This window comes from Klebsiella sp., assembly GCF_027492335.1.
Lineage (GTDB): Bacteria > Pseudomonadota > Gammaproteobacteria > Enterobacterales > Enterobacteriaceae > Klebsiella > Klebsiella huaxiensis.
The window spans coordinates 1-18,292 of the sequence record NZ_JAPUEW010000099.1; the positions used below are offsets into that span (position 1 = coordinate 1).

General features: G+C 56.9%; 17 protein-coding genes. 4 read left to right on the forward strand and 13 right to left on the reverse strand.

The window, feature by feature from the left end; translation table 11 throughout:
- Together ansA and sppA are read right to left on the reverse strand one after the other, a co-directional pair.
- A partial coding sequence (ansA, locus tag QVF11_RS27285; protein ID WP_287860882.1) for an asparaginase occupies nucleotides 1-766 on the reverse strand: 766 nt, incomplete at its 3' end.
- Nucleotides 767-898: 132 nt separating this feature from the next.
- A complete protein-coding gene (sppA, locus tag QVF11_RS27290; RefSeq protein WP_287860884.1) occupies nucleotides 899-2,752 on the reverse strand; it encodes a signal peptide peptidase SppA in 1,854 nt (617 codons plus the stop codon).
- Between the two features lie 166 nt (nucleotides 2,753-2,918).
- Between sppA and QVF11_RS27295 the strand changes: the two genes are divergently transcribed.
- Nucleotides 2,919-3,470, forward strand: a complete 552-nt coding sequence (locus tag QVF11_RS27295; RefSeq protein ID WP_287860886.1) for an NAD(P)H nitroreductase — start codon at nucleotides 2,919-2,921, stop codon at nucleotides 3,468-3,470.
- Between the two features lie 114 nt (nucleotides 3,471-3,584).
- Here the strand turns inward: QVF11_RS27295 and phoC are convergent, their stop codons facing one another.
- Nucleotides 3,585-4,331, reverse strand: coding sequence for an acid phosphatase PhoC (gene phoC, locus QVF11_RS27300; protein WP_110273568.1), 747 nt, complete (start codon nucleotides 4,329-4,331; stop codon nucleotides 3,585-3,587).
- 226 nt (nucleotides 4,332-4,557) lie between these two features.
- Here phoC and selD point away from each other — a divergent pair, with 226 nt between their 5' ends.
- A complete protein-coding gene (gene selD, locus QVF11_RS27305; protein WP_142514204.1) occupies nucleotides 4,558-5,601 on the forward strand; it encodes a selenide, water dikinase SelD in 1,044 nt (347 codons plus the stop codon).
- Between the two features lie 4 nt (nucleotides 5,602-5,605).
- Nucleotides 5,606-7,561 (forward strand): DNA topoisomerase III, encoded by a 1,956-nt coding sequence (locus QVF11_RS27310; protein WP_287860889.1) that lies wholly within the window; start codon nucleotides 5,606-5,608, stop codon nucleotides 7,559-7,561.
- 72 nt (nucleotides 7,562-7,633) lie between these two features.
- On the opposite strand, the gene gdhA is transcribed toward QVF11_RS27310, so the two are convergent.
- Together gdhA and QVF11_RS27320 are read right to left on the reverse strand one after the other, a co-directional pair.
- Nucleotides 7,634-8,977, reverse strand: a complete 1,344-nt coding sequence (gene gdhA / locus QVF11_RS27315) for an NADP-specific glutamate dehydrogenase (RefSeq protein ID WP_110273561.1) — start codon at nucleotides 8,975-8,977, stop codon at nucleotides 7,634-7,636.
- 307 nt (nucleotides 8,978-9,284) lie between these two features.
- The gene (locus QVF11_RS27320) at nucleotides 9,285-9,695 is read right to left on the reverse strand and encodes a pyrimidine (deoxy)nucleoside triphosphate diphosphatase (protein WP_287860891.1); all 411 of its coding nucleotides are present in this window, start codon (nucleotides 9,693-9,695) and stop codon (nucleotides 9,285-9,287) included.
- An 86-nt stretch (nucleotides 9,696-9,781) separates the two neighbouring features.
- On the opposite strand from QVF11_RS27320, the gene QVF11_RS27325 reads away from it, so the two are divergent.
- Nucleotides 9,782-10,399 (forward strand): CDP-alcohol phosphatidyltransferase family protein, encoded by a 618-nt coding sequence (locus QVF11_RS27325; protein ID WP_287860893.1) that lies wholly within the window; start codon nucleotides 9,782-9,784, stop codon nucleotides 10,397-10,399.
- Nucleotides 10,400-10,555: 156 nt separating this feature from the next.
- Here the strand turns inward: QVF11_RS27325 and QVF11_RS27330 are convergent, their stop codons facing one another.
- The 8 genes from QVF11_RS27330 to xthA all read right to left on the reverse strand — a co-directional run bounded on the left by QVF11_RS27330 (nucleotide 10,556) and on the right by xthA (nucleotide 18,140).
- The gene (locus QVF11_RS27330) at nucleotides 10,556-11,863 is read right to left on the reverse strand and encodes a sulfurtransferase (RefSeq protein WP_287860895.1); all 1,308 of its coding nucleotides are present in this window, start codon (nucleotides 11,861-11,863) and stop codon (nucleotides 10,556-10,558) included.
- Between the two features lie 78 nt (nucleotides 11,864-11,941).
- A complete protein-coding gene (locus QVF11_RS27335) occupies nucleotides 11,942-12,574 on the reverse strand; it encodes an ATP-binding cassette domain-containing protein (RefSeq protein ID WP_287860897.1) in 633 nt (210 codons plus the stop codon).
- On the reverse strand, nucleotides 12,574-14,109 hold the full coding sequence (locus QVF11_RS27340; protein WP_287860899.1) for an ABC transporter permease subunit: 1,536 nt from the start codon (nucleotides 14,107-14,109) through the stop codon (nucleotides 12,574-12,576). The genes QVF11_RS27335 and QVF11_RS27340 overlap by 1 nt, the downstream gene beginning before the upstream one ends.
- Nucleotides 14,082-15,242: an ABC transporter substrate-binding protein gene (locus tag QVF11_RS27345; RefSeq protein WP_287860901.1), complete on the reverse strand. Its 1,161-nt coding sequence runs from the start codon at nucleotides 15,240-15,242 to the stop codon at nucleotides 14,082-14,084. The genes QVF11_RS27340 and QVF11_RS27345 overlap by 28 nt, the downstream gene beginning before the upstream one ends.
- Before the next feature lie 9 nt (nucleotides 15,243-15,251).
- Complete coding sequence (locus QVF11_RS27350; RefSeq protein WP_182238079.1) at nucleotides 15,252-15,803, reverse strand: carboxymuconolactone decarboxylase family protein; 552 nt, start codon at nucleotides 15,801-15,803, stop codon at nucleotides 15,252-15,254.
- Entirely contained in the window at nucleotides 15,800-16,498 is a 699-nt protein-coding gene (locus QVF11_RS27355) for a TVP38/TMEM64 family protein (RefSeq protein WP_287860904.1), read from the reverse strand. Before QVF11_RS27355 ends, QVF11_RS27350 begins: the two co-directional genes overlap by 4 nt.
- The gene (locus tag QVF11_RS27360) at nucleotides 16,485-17,150 is read right to left on the reverse strand and encodes a TVP38/TMEM64 family protein (RefSeq protein WP_287860906.1); all 666 of its coding nucleotides are present in this window, start codon (nucleotides 17,148-17,150) and stop codon (nucleotides 16,485-16,487) included. The genes QVF11_RS27355 and QVF11_RS27360 overlap by 14 nt, the downstream gene beginning before the upstream one ends.
- A gap of 183 nt (nucleotides 17,151-17,333) precedes the next feature.
- Entirely contained in the window at nucleotides 17,334-18,140 is an 807-nt protein-coding gene (gene xthA, locus QVF11_RS27365) for an exodeoxyribonuclease III (protein ID WP_112216759.1), read from the reverse strand.
- Between the last annotated feature and the right edge of the window lie 152 nt (nucleotides 18,141-18,292).

Sequence of the window (18,292 nt, forward strand, 5' to 3'; positions counted from 1 at the left end):
CCTGGATAAACTCGCCGTTTTGCGGAGCGTTACCTACACCATACGAGCGCAGAATAAGCGCTTTTACCGGCTGGAGCAGGAAGTTGCGTACTACATCGGCGGAAATACCGGGATAAATCGTTACCACGCCAATCGGTTGCGGGGTAATTGGGTGAACGATTAGCTCGCCCACGCCGTGCGGGGCCGGAGGCGTACCGAGGCGGCGGATATGGATCCCCGCTTCCAGCAGCGGCGCGAGGTTCGGCGACGCGAAGGCATTAAAACCATCGGCATGAGCTTTGGTGGTGCGGTTACCACGATAGAGGCGGTTATTGAAGAACAACGACACTTCATTAATCGGGTAGTTGGCGGCGACGTACAGCGCGTTAAGAAGATTAATCTGTCCGTCAGAGCGCAGCTCGGCCAAAGGGATTTGTGACCCTGTCACAATGACTGGTTTTCCCAGATTCTCCAGCATGAAGGAGAGCGCCGAGGCGGTAAACGCCATAGTATCCGTACCGTGAAGGATCACGAAACCATCGTACTGGTCATAGTGGTCGCGAATATCGTCGGCGATATGCTGCCAGTCTTGCGGCGTCATATCGGAAGAGTCCATCAGCGGGGCGTATTCATGGATGGTAAAGTCCGGCATCTCCGGGCGGTGGAACTCGGGCATTAACGCCAGCTGGCGCTGTAAATGACCGGAAACGGGAATGTAGCCGTGTTCAGAACGCTGCATACCAATGGTGCCGCCGGTATAGGCAACGTAAATAGATTTCTTCTGCATAGCATCGCTTAGGTTATACATGGACCGGCGAAGTATATACCCGACACGCTGCAAGTTGCATGTGCGTTGGCTGCTTTCGTGTGTAATGGATGAAGTGTATAAATGCCGCCCCGTGATTGGGGCGGCAGAGGATTAACGAATATTGGCGCAGGTTAAGCAGAAAGCGTAACGGTTTTGCGGATCGTTGAACGCCGCCAGCTTGTCGCTCTCGGTTTTCACCGCGTTAGCCGCAGCAGCCACGGGCGCAGGCAGATACGCTTGTATCGCTGCCGGCAGCGCCGCGCGGACTGAACCGGTCAGGCTATCTACCATCATTGAGAAGAAAGTGGGATCTTCCTGATAGTAATTGATATGCCACTGTTTCAGCTTCGCCAGCTCTGCAGCTTTCGCCACTGCGTCGTCGAAGTCGCCGAGGCCATCGACCAGGCCGTTAGCCTTCGCATCTTCACCCGTCCAGACGTGGCCCTGAGCGATTTGGTCAATTTTTTCCGGCGTACTCTTACGCGCGGTCGCCACCAGGGTGATGAAGCGCTTATAGCCATTTTCGATGGTCAACTGCATCAGTTGCTGCACTTCTGGCGGCAGCGCTTTGGTGGTGGAGACATCGGCCAGCGGCGAGGTTGCCACGCCGTCGGTGTGTACGCCAATCGACCCCAGCGTATTCTCGACGGTATTAATCACCCCAAAGATACCGATGGAGCCGGTGAGGGTGCTTGGGTTCGCCACAATGTAATCCGCCGGGGTTGAGATCCAGTAACCGCCGGAAGCGGCCATGCCGCCCATGGAGACGACGACGGGTTTACCTGCCGCTTTTGCCGCAGCCAGCTCTTCGCGAATCACCTCTGAGGCGCTGACGCTGCCGCCAGGGCTGTTGACCCGCAGAACGATAGCTTTAACTTTCGGATCCAGACGCGCGTCGCGGATTTGTGCGGCGGTGGTATCGCCACCAACGTTACCCGGCGTTTCTTCGCCATCCATTATCGCGCCGTTAGCAAAGATAACTGCAATCGCGGAGCCCTGATCGGCAGGCGTTTTCACCGTGTAATCGTAGTAGCTGATAGCGCTGTAGTTGTTATCCGCTTTGCTCCAGCCAAACTGCTTGGTCAGCGCTTTTTCCACATCCGTGGAGGTGCCCAGCTCATCAACCAGCTTGTTATCCAGCGCATATTTTGCCGTGTCGCCATCGACTTTACGCAGTCCGTCAATCACGCCCTGAGCACCGGGGAACAGCTGCTGAGTGGTAATCTGGCGGTTAGCGGCGATGGTGTTGAGGTAGTTTTGCCACAGCTCACCAATCCAGCGGCTATCCGCTTCGCGCGCCGCCGGAGACATATCGTCGCGGATAAACGGTTCTACCGCTGACTTATAGGTGCCGACGCGGAAAACGTGGGTCGAGACTTTGAGCTTGTCGAGCAGGGATTTATAATACAGGCCGTTGGTGGCAAAACCGTGCAGATCTACTTCGCCCTGCGGTGAGAGCCAGATTTTATTGGCGAAGCTGGCCAGATAGTACTGACCCTGGCTGTAGCTGCTGCCAACGGCATACACTGGCTTACCGCTGTCGCGGAATTCGCGCAGCGCTTTGCCGATATACTGCATCGAGGGCTGATCGCCACCAGCAAAATTCTTCAGATCCAGCACGATACCGGTGATGTTCCGGTCATCTTTCGCCTGACGAATGGTTTGCACAATATCGAACAGTGAGTTTTCCTGCAGACGATCGGAGCTGGCGCCAAACAGCTGACGACCAATAACCCCTAGTTTGCTGCTGGCCGAAGGTTTATCGACCACCACGCCGGTGATATCCATCAACAGCGCGCCGCGAGTGGTGTGTTCCGTTGTGGTGGTGCTGAACTGGGCCCAGATGCCGACGCAGGCCAGCACCAGCACCAGGAAAACCACGTTCAGTGCGAGCTGGCGAATGAAGTTGAGTACTCGCCATGTCCATTTAAAAATTCCGGCGAGCAGTCGCCAAAGAGTTCGCATGTATTCTCCCTAAGCATTATCAAAAATGGGCGAGCCGCAAGGGCCGCCGCGTCTGGCTATCCTAAAGAGAGTGCCGACGGTTGTCAGCAGGAATCACCCATCGGGCTGTAACAAAATCCTTGCGCATGTTAATTTTATGAAAAATCACATCACAGGAGTTACACAGATGGATGCTCTCGAACTACTGGTTAATCGCCGCAGCGCTTCACGTCTGATTGACCCGGCCCCGGCAGGTGAACAGCTGGAAAATATCCTTCGCGCTGGCCTGCGCGCGCCGGACCACGGAACGCTGCAACCGTGGCGTTTCTTTATTATTGCCGATGAAGGGCGCGAGCGCTTTAGCCAGCTACTGGAAAAAGGTGCGGTGGCGGCAGGAGCAGATGAGAAGGCGATTGAGAAGGCCCGTAGCGCGCCGTTTCGTGCACCGCTGATTATTACCGTGGTGGCACACTGTAAAGATCACCCTAAGGTGCCGAAGTGGGAACAGGAGATGTCGGCGGGGTGCGCGGTCATGGCCATGCAGATGGCGGCCGTCGCACAAGGCTTTAACGGCATCTGGCGCAGCGGTGCGTTAACCGAGAGCCCGGTAGTACGTGAAGGCTTTGCCTGTCGTGAGCAGGATAAAATTGTTGGTTTTCTCTATCTGGGGACGCCGCAACTCAAAGCCTCAACCAGCTTCGCGCTGCCGGATACCACGCCGTTTGTGACGCATTTCTAACTGCATCCGCGTTTTGCCGGGTGGCGGCTAGCGCCTGACCCGGCCTGTACTTTGGAACCGTAGCCCGGACAGGGCGCGTCAAGCGCCGTCTCCGGGGTTCCAACGGCGAAGAAGTTACTTCTGCTGTTTAGCGAATTCGTCTTTCGCTTTCTGCAGCTGTTGCTGGAAGGCCGGATTGGTATGCAGCGTGGCGACCACTGCCGAACCGACAATCCGCGCCGCGTCTACGTCGCTCTGCCAGTGATAACCGCAAATAACCCGGCTCTCACCCAGCTCAAATCCGCGTTTAAGAATTTCGTTTTGCCGCTGTGGATTGACCTCAGCCAGCACCAGCGCCGTGGCCCAGCCGATAGAGGTGTGGCCGGAAGGATAGGAGCCGTTTTTCGACAGCGCATCCTGTTCCGTGGTGTTACAGGTGGCGACGCCGTAAAACGCAAATGGCCGAATACGCATATACTTCTCTTTCGCGCCGCGCGTCGCCAGGTCCCCGGCATCTTCAATCATATTGGTCAGTAACTTATGCAGCTCCGGCGCATCTTTCGCGGTAATGGGCGAACCGAAGGCGCCAGAGAAGGCATTGGCCACGCCGCCGCCGCTCAGATTCGCGTCTTCCACGGCTAATTTACCGCGCTCGGTGCCGCGCAGCAGACGACCTTTTTCATACATCGCCTGATCGTTTAAAAATGCGATGCTTCCTACTTCCGGTGGCGGTGGCAGCAGCGCCAGGCTATCAATGGCCTGGGCATTGGTCAGATAGTAGAGATCGGGTTTAGTGGTGACGTCGTTACCGGCTGGAGCCAGGGCGAAAGCGTTAATGGAGAAGAAACTGGCCAGGCAAAGGGCGAGAACGCGCTTTTTCATTAAAATTTCCTTACGTTGTTATATGTCCAGATGAAACAGAATTTTTTTTGTCACATTTCTGTCATTTTTTAGTAGAGGTTAAAGTGGCGTTAAAAAAAGGGTTCTGTATCGCAAAATCGGTTTTTTGTCTGCTTAATGAGCAACTATGCGCGATTTAGGACTGTCGTACTTATCACCTTGGCATTTGGGCGCTACCATAGCGGGATTGCAATGACAGGAGATGTCCATGAGCGAGCAAGCTATTCGTTTAACGCAATACAGCCACGGAGCCGGTTGCGGGTGTAAAATTTCCCCTAAAGTGTTGGAAACGATTCTGCAGAGTGACCAGGCGAAGTTTATCGATCCGAATCTGCTGGTGGGCAATGAGACCAGCGATGATGCAGCCGTATATGACCTCGGCAACGGCACGTCAATTGTCAGCACCACCGACTTTTTTATGCCGATCGTCGATAGCCCATTCGACTTCGGGCGCATTGCCGCCACCAACGCCATCAGCGATATTTTCGCGATGGGCGGTAAACCGATCATGGCGATCGCCATTCTCGGCTGGCCGATTAATACCCTGGCACCGGAAATCGCTCGTCAGGTCGTCGATGGCGGGCGCTTTGCTTGCCAGCAGGCGGGCATTGCTCTTGCGGGCGGCCACTCGATTGATGCCCCGGAACCTATTTTCGGTCTCGCGGTGACCGGCGTGGTGCCGACCGAGCGGGTGAAGAAAAACAGCACCGCTCAGGCAGGCTGCAAACTGTATCTCACTAAACCGCTGGGTATCGGCGTGCTGACTACCGCCGAGAAAAAATCGCTATTGAAGCCTGAGCATCAGGGGCTGGCGACGGAAACCATGTGCCAGATGAACCTCGTTGGTTCAGCGTTTGCCAACATTGAAGGCGTAAAAGCGATGACCGACGTCACCGGCTTTGGGCTGCTTGGCCACCTGAGCGAAGTGTGCCGTGGCGCGGGTGTACAGGCGCAGCTAACTTACGCCGATATCCCGAAACTACCTGGTGTGGAAGCGTATATTGCAGCGGGCGCGGTCCCGGGCGGTACCGGGCGTAACTTTGCCAGCTACGGTCATCTGATGGGCGAAATGCCGCCAGAGTGGCGCGATTTGCTGTGCGACCCGCAGACCTCCGGCGGTCTGTTGCTGGCGGTAACGCCGGATGCGGAAGCTGAGGTTCAGGCCGCGGCGGCTGAGTACGGTATTACGCTTGCCGCCATCGGCGAGCTGGTCACCGCCCGCGGCGGTCGCCCAATGATCGAGATCCGTTGATTTCATGCGGCTGTTTATTGCGGAAAAACCAAGTCTCGGGCGCGCCATCGCTGAGGTGCTGCCAAAGCCGCATCGCAAAGGCGACGGCTACATTGAGTGCGGTGACGGACAGGTGGTCACCTGGTGTATCGGCCATCTACTGGAGCAGGCGCAGCCTGACGTCTATGACGGGCGCTATGCGCGCTGGAACCTGCTCGACCTGCCCATCGTGCCTGAGAAGTGGCAGCTTCAACCCAAACCGTCTGTGACCAAACAGCTTAACGTGATTAAGCGCCTGCTCGGTGATGCCCAGGAAGTGATTCACGCGGGTGACCCGGACAGGGAAGGTCAACTGCTGGTGGATGAGGTGCTGGATTATCTGCAGCTGGCGCCGGAAAAGCGCCAGCAGGTGCAACGCTGCCTGATTAACGACCTTAACCCGCAGGCGGTGGAGCGGGCGATAAATCGTCTGCGCGCGAACAGTGAGTTTATCCCGCTGTGCGTGTCGGCGCTGGCCCGCGCTCGCGCCGACTGGCTATATGGGATCAATATGACCCGCGCCTATACTATTCTCGGTCGTAACGCGGGTTATCAGGGAGTGTTATCCGTCGGGCGCGTGCAGACTCCGGTGCTTGGCCTGGTGGTGCGCCGTGATGAAGAGATTGAAAACTTCGTCGCTAAAGATTTCTTCGACGTGAAGGCGCATATCGTCACGCCGAAGGATGAACGCTTTGTCGCTAACTGGGTGCCAAGCGAAGCCTGTGAGTCATATCAGGACGAAGAGGGGCGCTTGCTCCACCGCCCGCTTGCCGAACACGTTGTTAAGCGCATTGAAGGCCAACCGGCAACGGTGACCGCTTATAACGACAAGCGGGATTCCGAGCCTGCGCCGCTGCCGTTCTCGCTTTCCGCGCTACAGATTGAAGCCGCGAAGCGCTTTGGTTTTAGCGCGCAGAACGTGCTGGATATCTGCCAGAAGCTGTATGAAACCCACAAACTCATTACCTATCCGCGTTCGGATAGCCGCTATCTGCCAGAAGAGCATTTTGCCGGTCGTCATGCGGTGCTGAACGCCATTAGCGTGCACGCGGCAGACCTGCTACCGCAGCCGGTGGTGGACCCGGAGATCCGCAACCGCTGCTGGGATGATAAAAAGGTCGATGCGCACCACGCTATCATTCCCACCGCGCGCAGCTCACAGGTGAAGCTCAGCGACAACGAAGAAAAGGTCTACGGCCTGGTTGCTCGTCAATACCTGATGCAGTTTTGCCCGGATGCGGTGTTTCGCAAATGCCAGATCGATCTCGATATCGCCAACGGCAAATTTATCGCCAAAGCCCGTTTCCTGGCGGAAGCCGGTTGGCGAACGCTGCTGGGCAATAAAGAGCGCGATGAGGAAAACGATGGGACACCGCTGCCAGTGGTGGCTAAAAATGACGAACTGTTGTGCGAAAAGGGCGAAGTCGTGGAACGTCAGACCCAGCCGCCGCGTCATTTCACCGATGCGACGATTTTGTCGGCGATGACCGGGATAGCCCGCTTCGTGCAGGATAAGGATCTGAAGAAGATCCTGCGTGCGACGGATGGTCTGGGTACGGAGGCAACCCGCGCCGGGATTATCGAGCTGCTGTTTAAGCGCGGTTTCTTAACCAAGAAGGGGCGCTATATTCATTCGACCGATGCCGGGAAGGCGCTTTTCCATTCGCTGCCCGAAATGGCAACCCGTCCGGATATGACCGCCCACTGGGAGTCGATCCTGACGCAAATCAGCGAAAAGCAGTGCCGCTATCAGGACTTTATGCAACCGCTGGTAGGCACGTTGTTCCAGCTTATCGACCAGGCGCGCAGTACTCCGGTACGCCGCTTCCGCGGCATTGTCGCGCCGGGCGATGGTAAGAAAGGTTTTAGCAAGAGTAAAGGTAGGGCCAAAGCTAAAGGTAAGAAGCCTGCGGCTGATTCAGCAGCAGAGAGCTCACAGTAAAAAACCCCGGGGAACCGGGGTTTTGCCATGATATTACCTAACTTTTTTATACGGCTCGTGTGTATATCAGGTTTAAATCACACCCTGAGCCAGCATAGCATCGGCAACTTTCACGAAACCGGCGATATTCGCGCCGCGAACGTAGTTGGTCTGCTTCGCTTCGCCGCCGTATTCCACGCAGGCGTGGTGGATGTCCAGCATGATGTGGTGCAGACGCGCGTCCACTTTCTCCGCTTTCCAGCCCATACGCGCGGCGTTCTGTGCCATTTCCAGGCCAGAGGTGGCCACGCCACCGGCGTTAGCCGCTTTACCCGGCGCGAACAGGACACCCGCTTCGAGGAACAGGTCGGTTGCCGCGATGGTGGTTGGCATGTTGGCGCCTTCCGCGACGGCCTTCACGCCGTTAGCAATCAGCTGACGGGCAGCATCGACGTCCAGTTCGTTCTGCGTTGCGCACGGCAGAGCGATATCCGCTTGTACGCCCCACGGCTGCTTGCCTTCAAGATAGGTCAGGCCGAATTCGCGGGCGTAATCTGCTACGCGACCGTGGCTGCGCTCTTTAATATCGATCAGGCGGGCCAGTTTTTCTTTGGTGAAGCCAGCTTCGTCAACCACAGTGCCGTTAGAGTCGGAAGCCGTAATAACGCGCGCGCCAAGCTCCATCGCTTTCTCAATGGCATATTGCGCTACGTTGCCCGAACCGGACACCGCGACGCGAGCGCCTTCAAAGCCTAAACCGTGGCGCTTAAGCATCGCTTCGGTGAAGTAGATCAGGCCGTAACCGGTTGCTTCCGGACGAATCAGGCTGCCGCCGAAGGAGAGGCCTTTACCGGTGAACACACAGGCGCTGTTGTTGGAGAGTTTGCGCATCATCCCGGCCATAAAGCCCACTTCACGACCGCCTACGCCGATATCGCCGGCAGGGACGTCGGTATCCGGACCTAAATGACGATACAGTTCGGTCATCAGCGCCTGGCAGAAACGCATCACTTCGCCATCGCTCTTACCTTTAGGATCGAAGTCGCTGCCGCCTTTGCCGCCGCCCATAGGCAGAGTAGTCAGGGCGTTTTTGAAGGTTTGTTCAAAGCCAAGGAATTTCAGAATCGACAGGTTTACAGAGGGGTGAAAACGCATACCGCCTTTATACGGGCCGATGGCGGAGTTGAACTGTACGCGCCAGGCGCGGTTAACCTGAACCTGATTGCGGTCATCAACCCAAACGACGCGGAACTGGATAGCGCGCTCCGGCTCAACCAGACGTTCCAGCAAATTCAGCTGACGATAGCGCGGATTTTCCTCAAGGAAAGGCCACAGGGTAGTCATCACCTCGCGGACGGCCTGAGCAAATTCAGTTTGGTTTGGATCGCGCTGTTGAACGCGGGCGAGAAAACCTTCCAGAGTGCACGTCTGATCCATTGATATAAGTTCCCCTTATGATTGTGATTGCATTTATACCCGTCATACTTCAAGTTGCTTATGTGTTGGCTACGCTCACTCGCCCCAGTCACATAGTTATCTATGCTCCTGGGGACTCCCTCCCTTGCCGCCTTTAAGCAACTCGAATTATTTAGGGTATATTTATTATGATTCGGCTCTTGAAAAGGCCGATTTTCCGACTATACCACCGGGAATCGTTAGTTAAGCAAGGAAAAATTGTCCAGAAAGCAAAATTTATAATTAGGCTTTGGTCATAATCAAAAACGATGACAATAGCCTGACAAAATTAGCGGGAAAGGAGAGATGCACGTTGGGCGATAAAGGCTTCCAGCAGGGGGATGTCGGTTGGCGCAAGATTGAATGTTAAGACTTCCTGTGGCGAACACCAGCGTAGCTGGCTGTGGTAGTGGGCTGTTGGCTCGCCGCTAAAATGTGGGACCCACCAGGCGTGAAGATGAATCAGGCGGGTGGAGACTTCGCGCTGATGGCTGGCGATATAGCATTTCGGTTGGGCGATGATCCCGAGTTCTTCCTGAAGCTCACGGATCAGCGCCTGAGCTTGTGTTTCGCCTGGCTCGACTTTACCGCCGGCGAATTCCCACATCCCGGGCTGGTCGGCGTGTGCAGGTCGCTGTGCCAGCAAAATTTGTCCGTTGCGTTCGATAATGGCGGCAACAACATCAATGGTTTTTAGCATGTGAATCATCGTTCTGTGCGGGATAATGGCCTATTATCACCGCCTTCGTGCTTTTCAAACAACCCTAACCCCACTGGAGAGACTCTGTGCTTGACCGTCATTTACATCCTCGCCTTAAACCCGTGCTCAACGCCATCGCCGCGCTGCTGGATCGCCCCGCAATTTCTCCCGATGGCCTGACGTTGTTTGGTTTTGCGATTGGCGTGCTGGCGCTGCCGTTTCTGGCGCTGGGCTGGTATCAGGCGGCGCTGGCGGCAGTAGTATTCAATCGCCTGCTGGATGGTTTAGACGGCGCACTTGCCCGGCGGTGCGGGCTGACCGACGCGGGTGGCTTTCTGGATATTTCGCTCGATTTCCTGTTTTACGCGCTGGTGCCGTTTGGCTTTATCCTCGCTGACCCGGCGCACAATGCGTTGGCGGGTGGCTGGCTGCTGTTTGCTTTTATCGGTACCGGCAGCAGCTTTCTGGCCTTTGCCACGCTGGCGGCGAAGCATCAGATAGATAATCCAGGCTATGCCCACAAATCGTTTTATTACATTGGCGGTTTGACCGAGGGGACGGAGACGATTGCGCTGTTTGTGCTGGGCTGCCTGTTCCCTGAATGGTTTGCCTGGCTGGCGTGGATTTTTGGCGCGCTGTGCTGGCTGACGACCTTTACGCGGGTGTGGAGTGGTTATGTCACACTTAAACAGGTGGGAGTTTAGTGAGCATGTTTGATGCCGGGCGGCGGCTGACGCCTTGCCCGGCCTACGGGTTCACAGTCGTCTGCGGTCCGGTAGCCCGGACAGGTGCGTAGCACCGCCTCCGGGAAATGCGCCGGGTCGGATGCTTCCCGGCGGCGCATGTTGCCAATAAGCGAATTACTTACTGCTATCCGGACCGCGCTCCCCGTGAGAAACCGGGTTTTTCGGATTACTGCTCCATTCGTACCAGCCGCCATCGTACACCGAGACGTTTTGCCAGCCCATCGCCCGGGCGTACATAAACGTTTCTGAGGCGCGCCAGCCGGTGCCGCAGTAGAAAGAGACCTGCTGGTTCGGCAGAATATTCCATGATTTCCACATCGCGGCGATATCATCGGCGCTGCGCATGGTGCCGTCAGGATTATGGAAATCCTCCATATGAGTGGAATCGCTTCCTGCATGGCCCCAGCGGGCACCGGCAATCTCACCCATCGGCTTGATGTAGCTGTAGCCGCTGGTGGTACCAATAAACTCCGGCCAGGAACGAATGCTTACCAGCGAAGCATCCTGACGATGCAGCAGGGCGCGAGCCTGTTCGGTATTGAGCATCAGCTGTGGCTGACCCGGAATCGTCGCGCCGAAGTCCGGCTCGGATTTCTGTTTCGGCGGCGTCCCTCGCTCGACTGGCAGCCCGGCATCGGACCAGGTTTTCCAGCCGCCATCGAGCAGACGCACATCTTTCACACCGGTATACAGCATGATCTGCGCCACGCGGGCTGCGGCATAGACGTCGCGACCGTACAGAATCACCGTGGTGTCATGGCGAATACCATGTTTTGCCAGCATTGCTTTAAGCTGCTCGTCGGAGACTTTATTCCACAACGGCTCGCTTTCAACCTCGTTGGTGTCGATATAACCGGCACCCGGAATGTGGTTGAGCAAATAAAACTTCGGCGCGCCCCAGGCGGCTTCAAACACCTTCCATTGTCCGGCAGGGGCGGCGGTCACCTTTTTACCCTGCTGAAGGTCGTGCAGCCACTGCGGATACACCAGTTGCTCAAAATGCGGCAGCTTTTGCAGCCGATCTGCATGGCTCAGGGCATCGCCGAGCGTGCTGAGATGGGTAAATCCGGCGGTCTGAAGGCGCGCAGCGACTTTGGCGTTGTCGTCCGCATTGCCGTACAGCGCAATCGGCGTTGCTGCCTGTAAATTATGTTGCTTAGCCCAGTCGCTGATCTGCTCGTCGCTCATGGCGCTAAGCCAGTTGGCGGAAAGATTCAGCGCCTGCGGCTCATGGCCTTGCGTGCCGTTGGCATTCTGCGGCCAACCGTTATAGAAAGCGCTGAGACGGGTATCAATGGTGACGCCATTCTGCTGTTGCAGGGTGGAAAGCGTGAGCGTTGGCATGGTTTCAGCGGCGAGGGTGGAAGTAGCAGCAAGCCCCATCAGCAGGGCGAGTGCGGTCAATTGAGAAACACGTTTCATCGAAATGCCCGACAGTAGAAAATTGAGCGGCAATTCTCCGCGTTATCAGTGAATAATTCTTTGCGATAGCGCAGGATTTCATTGCCAGAGGCTCATATGCAAACAGCGCCCCCCGATGGGAGTATCCTGGCTGTCATGGGTGACCAGCACCGCAGGGATCGCCAGACGTGCCAGTTCGTCGAATACCCACTGGCGAAAGTCGGCGCGCAGGTCAACGTCGAGGCGATTAAACGGTTCATCCAGCAGCAGCGCCTGCGGTCGTGCCAGCAGGGCGCGCAGCAAGCTGACCCGCGCGCTCTGGCCGCCGGAAAGGGTCGCAGGATCGCGGGAATAGAAACCCGCCAGCCCGGCGTGCTCCAGCGTCTGTTCCACCTGGGCTCTTCGCTGCATCCCTTTAATGTCCGCAGGAAGCGCCAGCAGCAGGTTTTGCCCGACACTGAAGTGGTCGAACAGCAGCGCGTCCTGAAACAAAATACCGATGCGTCGCCGCTCGGTTGGCCAATTATCGCAGCGCTGATTATCCAGCCACAGTTCGCCGGAGGCGCGGAAATTCTCCGCCAGCGCACCCACTATCCAGGCAAACAGGGTCGACTTTCCACTACCGGACGGCCCCATCAGCGTCAGGACTTCACCGGGAACCACTGAAAAATCAACATTGCGCAGCAGCGACTGTTTATCGAGCTCCAGGGTTAAGTTTTTGACGGCCAACATTAGCGTAATCCTTGTCGATAGCGGCCCGTCAGCCAGGCCAGCAGGGCGGTGAGGGCAAAGAAGATCACCGGTAAGAGAAGCTGCCATAACGCTTGGGCGGCGAGGGTTACCGTATCGCCGCCGCTGCTCAGGGCCACGGCTTCGCTGGTGAGCGTTGGAATACGTCCGGCCCCCAGCCACAGAGTTGGCAGATATTGCGCGATGCTCACTGAAAAGCCGACCGCCAGCGCGGTTAACAAAGGGCGCGTTAGCGAGGGTAGAGTGACCAGCCAGAAGATGCGCCCCCGTTGCCAGCCGAGGGTGCGTGCGACCAGCACCGTGCGCGGGTCGAGACTACGCCACGCCGGGAGCAGGATAAACAGCATCCACGGCACCACCCACAGCAGATGTCCCCACAAAACGGTGAGCCACTCGCCGTCCAGCCATGCATACAGCGCTAACTGATATTGCCCGTCCGCCAGCGGTAACGCAGGGAGAACCAGCGGTAGCCAAATCCATCCACTGACGCGGGAGGGTCCAAGCTCCAGCCACAGCAGGCAAATCACCGCTCCGATAAGCGCTGAGCATAGCCCCAACCATAAACTATTGCTGACGCTCTCGCTGGCCGGCTGAGTATTTTGCGCGACCGCCGCGAGAAACAGGGCGCAGACTACACCGCACAGCGGCAGGAAAATGGCGAACGTTTTCCCGACCAGCGCGCGTGGCTGCGGTTGACGCATTCCCTCAACGCACGGTATTCGCCGACGCCAGAGACGCCACGCGCCATATGCCCCGGTCGCCATCACGGCGAGGATCAACAGCAAGACCAGGCTGGCGATAGCGCCTTTGGCCTGCTGTGCATCATCGCCCTGGTTTAACCATTGCCATGCCAGCACCGCCAGCGTCGGCGGGTTGCCGGGGCCGATCACCAGCGCGACGTCTACCACCGAAAGGCTCCAGGCGGCGGTCGCCAGCAGCACTATCGACAGCGACGGAAGCAGCGTCGGTAAAACCAGCCAATTCAGGCACTGCCAGCGACCATAACCGAGGCTTTTTAATACCGTGGCCTGCCCGGCCAGACGCTTCTCATCCAACAGGCCATAAACCACCCACAACAGAAAACCGCTCTCTTTAATCGCCATCGTCAGGCCAAGACCGATGCCGTAGCGGTCGACCGTGGGGGATAAAAAGGGGCAGAGGCGATAGAGCCAGCCGCCCTCGGCAAACAGCAGCAGGGCAGTGGTGGCGAAAGCGATGTGGGGCACCGCCAGCAGCAGCGGAAGCCTTCTCACCAGCCGTTGCCAGCCAGTCGATGGCCAGAGTGCGGCAACAACAGTAGCGGTGATAAGCAGCGCGCCGCCAACCGACAGCAGCGTCGAAACCAGAGTCGCCGTTAGCGCCTGAGTGAACTGTGGATCGGCAAATAGCGCCTGCCAGCAGGAGAGACGCTGCGCTGGCAGCGCCATCAGTGAAGCCGCCGGGAGCAGCGGCAAATAAATCAGCGCTACCAATCCCCAGGTTAGCAGCGTTAGTGCGTACCGTAGCGGCGCAGCCATTCCTGCTCCAGCGCGTCAACCCAGGCGGCGTGCGGTTCGGCCAGCATCGGTGGCAAATTTTGCGGTAAAACGGCGTTGAAGGCCTGACGCTCCTCACCCGTTAATTTCGCCGGATCCAGCACGCTGGGGTCGCCCCATACTGTCGGGTCAGCTTTGCGCAGCTGCGCTTCGGGCGAAAGCAGGAAATTGGCGACCACTTTTGCGCCCGCCGCTGCGCGGGCGTTGGCTGGGATCGCCACAAAGTGGACGTTACCGAGCATGCCCTCGCTGAAGCCGAAGCCGTAGCTGTCTTTCGGCAACTCTCCGCTCGCCGCTTTTTGTTGAGCGTGCAGTGGGTTAAAGGTGATTGATAGCTTAAGGGTGTCATTTTTCAGCATGGCATCCATTCGAGCGGGTGAAGCCGGGAAGTCGCGACCCTCGCGCCACAGCAGAGGATGAAGCTGGTCAAGATAGTGCCACAACGGCGCGGTCACGGCGGCGAAGGTGGCTTCCTGCGGCGGCTGGCTCAGGGCATCGGGCTGCGGGGTGAGCGTCAGCAGCAGCTGTTCGAGAAAGGCGGTGCCGGTAAAGTCCGGCGGGCGCGGATAGGTGACGCTACCGGGATGGGCGGCGGCGAACTTCAGCAGTTCCTGCGCATTCTTGGGGGCATCAGGCGTTTGCGAACGGCGGGCGACAAAGGTGAGCTGGGCACCGCCCCACGGTGATTCTGCGCCATCGGTCGGGATAGAGAAATCTTCACGTACCGGTTTTTTCGTATCAACAAAACGCCAGTTGGGCAGCGTTTCCGCCCATTGAGTTTGCAGTAGATTTGCGCTTTTCAGAGTGCGGAAGTTTTCGCCGTTGACCCACAGCAGATCGATGGAACCACCTTGACTGCGCCCGGCCCGGGCTTCGGTCTGGATGCGTTTAACCGCGTCTGCGGCGTCGGCGATATGCACGATGCGCAGGTCGATGGCGTAATCACGCTTTACTTCGCCGCTGACCCAATCGAGATAGCGGTTGACCGCCGGATCTCCACCCCAGGCGTTAAACCATACCGTCTGACCGCGGGCTTCGTGTTGGGTGGATTGCCAGTTGGCGCTGGCAGTCAATGGAGAGATCAATAGTAAAGCCAGGATCAACAAACTGCGCATAACCACTCCTTATGGTTTTGAATCGGTTGGGATCTGGCATAGCCCCTGTGCGGGGATCGCCATCGCCGAGTTAAAGCGCGCCGACAGGTTCTGTAAACCGATAAGCGCCGTGAGTTCGGTCAGCGCCTGGGCATCAAATTGCGCGGCCATTTTACTGCGCAGCGCATCGTTGACGACCGGAGGCGTCATGCTGGCGGCTTCGGCATACTCCAGTGCCAGCCGCTCACGCTCGCTGAATAATGCGCTGTTTCGCCAGTCGGCGACCGCCAGTAGCTTGTCACTGCTGCCGGTACGTTCCGCCAGTTTCATATTGGTAATATCAATACAAAACTCGCACAAGCAGAGTTGCGCAATGCGGGCGCTGACCAGCGATCGCAGTACCGGGTCGAGGGGCGAGCGTTTGCGCTCCAGATAGCCGACGAACATCGACACCAGGTAAAACACCAGCGGAATGCGCCCCCACCAGCGGATAGGGCTGAGTACTTCGCCGTAGTGGCGGCGGTGCAGCCATGCCTGCGGGCGAAGAATCAGGGGAATTGACTTCAGGGGCGGTAAGCTCATCGTGAACTCCTCTTTTGCTGTTCAAGATAGAGGGCTTTTGCGACGACCACCACAATTGCCAGCGCAAACAGGATCGATAAACCGGTCACCAGCCAGAAGGTGCCGCCGGTAAGCAGGCTACCGGTCCATGAATAGACTATCGTTGCGGGCAGTTGGCCAAGGCCGGTGGCCAGCATAAAGTGGCGAAAGCGCATTGACGTTAACCCGGCGGCATAGCTCACCGGATCAAAAGGCACGAAGGGTAGCAGGCGACAAATTAAGATGGTGTGTTTACCGTAGCGGGTAAAAAAGCCATCCATACTCTGCAACACGCTTTTGCCGGTAAGTTTTTCCACCACCTCGCGACCCAGTACTCTGGCGATGAAAAAGCACAGCGCCGCCCCGGCCATGGAACTTACCCACGAAAGCACGCCGCCCCAGAAGGCACCAAACAGGGAGGCGTTGGCGAAAGTTATCAGGAAGGCGGGAAGTGGGGCGACGATCGCTTGCAGAATCATCAACGCGAAGGAGACGAGCGCGGCCTGCGGCCCCCAGGAGTCGATAAAGCGCTCAATCGACTGCTGATCGAGGGTCGCAAAGGCCGCCAGGCTGTGCTGCATAAACGTATTTACGCCAGGTACCAGCCACCAGGCCAGCAGGGCGACGATCAGCACGATGCCGATCGCCGCCCGATAGTACGCGTTATAATTTTTCATCGTTAGCCTGTCGTTGTTCGGTATCGATTCGCCGGTAGCGGGCATATCTTTTCGCCGTCTGGATCAGGGCAAATAAGGCCAGTCCCGCGAGAGTCAGCTTAAGCACAAAAAGGAACGTAATACCGTCGCGGATAAGCTCGCTGGCCATCAGCGTATATATAAATACGCCGGGTAAGGTGGTGATAGCGGAAATAAAGGTGAATGACCAAAATGGAATAGCTGTCAGGCCATAGGCATAATTCTGGATATTATAAGGAAATAGCGGGATGAGTCGGGTCAGAATTAAAAAATCCGTTCCGCTGCGGGAGATACCTCTTTCGATTGCCTGAAATATCGCCGTCTGACCGACGTATTTTAGCAGCAGCTCGCGGCCCAGCCAGCGGGCGAACAGAAACGATAGCGAAGAGGCGACGGTCGCGGCCAGCAGCGATAGCACGGTGCCCAGCAGCGGGCCAAAAATAATCCCTCCGGCAATCACTAAAATACTGCCAGGGATCAGGCATAGGGTGGCGATAATAAACAGCAGAATATAGAGCGTATAGCCGAAGGTACCGCTTTGGCGAATAATCTCACGCAGGTGTTGAAAATTGGTGACCAGCTCGGTAAAACCCGACTGCTGGATAATACAGGCGACAATGCTCAATACGACCACAACAGAAAGCAGCTTATACTCTGCTTTATGACGGCTTCTTTTGCATTGGGTTCTCCTGTCTTGCGCGGGCGGTAAAAGTGCGCGCGACAGTATAATAGTTTGCCGCCGTTCACAATCTATTACCGCGGCTTTTTTGATATGGCTCAGGCTCTCCGGTGCAGAGAGCCTGATGCAGGGAAAGATTTACGGTTTGAAGGTTGCCCAAACCGGCGCGTGGTCGGACGGTTTTTCCATGCCACGAATTTCATAGTCAATGCCGGTTTCGACACAACGCTGCGCCAGCGGATTACTCGCCAGCAGCAGATCGATACGCAGGCCGCGGTTGTCATCAAAGCCCTTCGAGCGGTAGTCGAACCATGAGAAATGTTCGTTATCTTGCGGGTTCGCATGACGGTAAGTATCCACCAGGCCCCAGCCCAGCAGGCGCTCCATCCATTCACGCTCTTCCGGCAGGAACGAGCATTTGCCGGTACGCAGCCAGCGCTTGCGGTTCTCTTCGCCGATACCGATATCCAAATCGGTGGGGCTGATATTCATATCGCCCATGATGAGAACCGGATTGTCTTTATTCAGCTCAGTATCCAGATAGTTTTGCAGATTCTGGTAAAACGCCGCCTTAGCCGGGAATTTGGTTTCGTGATCGCGGCTTTCTCCCTGCGGGAAGTAACCGTTAATCACCGTCACGTTGCCAAACGGGGAAGGGACTTCCGCCATGATGATGCGGCGCTGGGCTTCTTCTCCGTCGTTTGGGAAACCGCGACGTACGGAGACAGGCGTTTCTTTGGTCAGTAGCGCAACGCCGTAATGACCTTTCTGCCCATGATAAAAAACGTTGTAGCCAAGCTTCGCCACGTCTTCAAGCGGAAACATATCGTCATGAACTTTCGTTTCCTGTAGTCCGATGACGTCCGGCTGGTGTTTTTCGATGATGGCGGCCAGCTGATGCGGGCGGGCACGCAGGCCGTTGATATTAAAGGAGACAAATTTCATAGTCGCTGCCACTGTGCAAGGTGAATAGTGCAGGGATGGTAGCAGAAATTCGCCGGTCTGGCTGCGTTGAGGTGGTTTATTCTGCCAATTGCAGTGGTTGGTAGCCTGTTTGCACAAACTGTGCACCATTCTGGAACGCGATGCGCCAAAAA

Excerpts from the sequence above, each read along its gene's own strand:
- QVF11_RS27350 (WP_182238079.1), bottom strand. The coding sequence starts at position 15,803 with ATGAGCTTACCGCCCCTGAAGTCAATTCCCCTGATTCTTCGCCCGCAG.
- QVF11_RS27310 (WP_287860889.1), top strand. The coding sequence starts at position 5,606 with ATGCGGCTGTTTATTGCGGAAAAACCAAGTCTCGGGCGCGCCATCGCT.
- xthA (WP_112216759.1), bottom strand. The coding sequence starts at position 18,140 with ATGAAATTTGTCTCCTTTAATATCAACGGCCTGCGTGCCCGCCCGCAT.
- QVF11_RS27345 (WP_287860901.1), bottom strand. The coding sequence starts at position 15,242 with ATGCGCAGTTTGTTGATCCTGGCTTTACTATTGATCTCTCCATTGACT.
- QVF11_RS27355 (WP_287860904.1), bottom strand. The coding sequence starts at position 16,498 with ATGAAAAATTATAACGCGTACTATCGGGCGGCGATCGGCATCGTGCTG.
- QVF11_RS27340 (WP_287860899.1), bottom strand. The coding sequence starts at position 14,109 with ATGGCTGCGCCGCTACGGTACGCACTAACGCTGCTAACCTGGGGATTG.
- QVF11_RS27335 (WP_287860897.1), bottom strand. The coding sequence starts at position 12,574 with ATGTTGGCCGTCAAAAACTTAACCCTGGAGCTCGATAAACAGTCGCTG.
- phoC (WP_110273568.1), bottom strand. The coding sequence starts at position 4,331 with ATGAAAAAGCGCGTTCTCGCCCTTTGCCTGGCCAGTTTCTTCTCCATT.
- sppA (WP_287860884.1), bottom strand. The coding sequence starts at position 2,752 with ATGCGAACTCTTTGGCGACTGCTCGCCGGAATTTTTAAATGGACATGG.
- QVF11_RS27330 (WP_287860895.1), bottom strand. The coding sequence starts at position 11,863 with ATGAAACGTGTTTCTCAATTGACCGCACTCGCCCTGCTGATGGGGCTT.
- QVF11_RS27320 (WP_287860891.1), bottom strand. The coding sequence starts at position 9,695 with ATGCTAAAAACCATTGATGTTGTTGCCGCCATTATCGAACGCAACGGA.
- gdhA (WP_110273561.1), bottom strand. The coding sequence starts at position 8,977 with ATGGATCAGACGTGCACTCTGGAAGGTTTTCTCGCCCGCGTTCAACAG.
- selD (WP_142514204.1), top strand. The coding sequence starts at position 4,558 with ATGAGCGAGCAAGCTATTCGTTTAACGCAATACAGCCACGGAGCCGGT.
- QVF11_RS27295 (WP_287860886.1), top strand. The coding sequence starts at position 2,919 with ATGGATGCTCTCGAACTACTGGTTAATCGCCGCAGCGCTTCACGTCTG.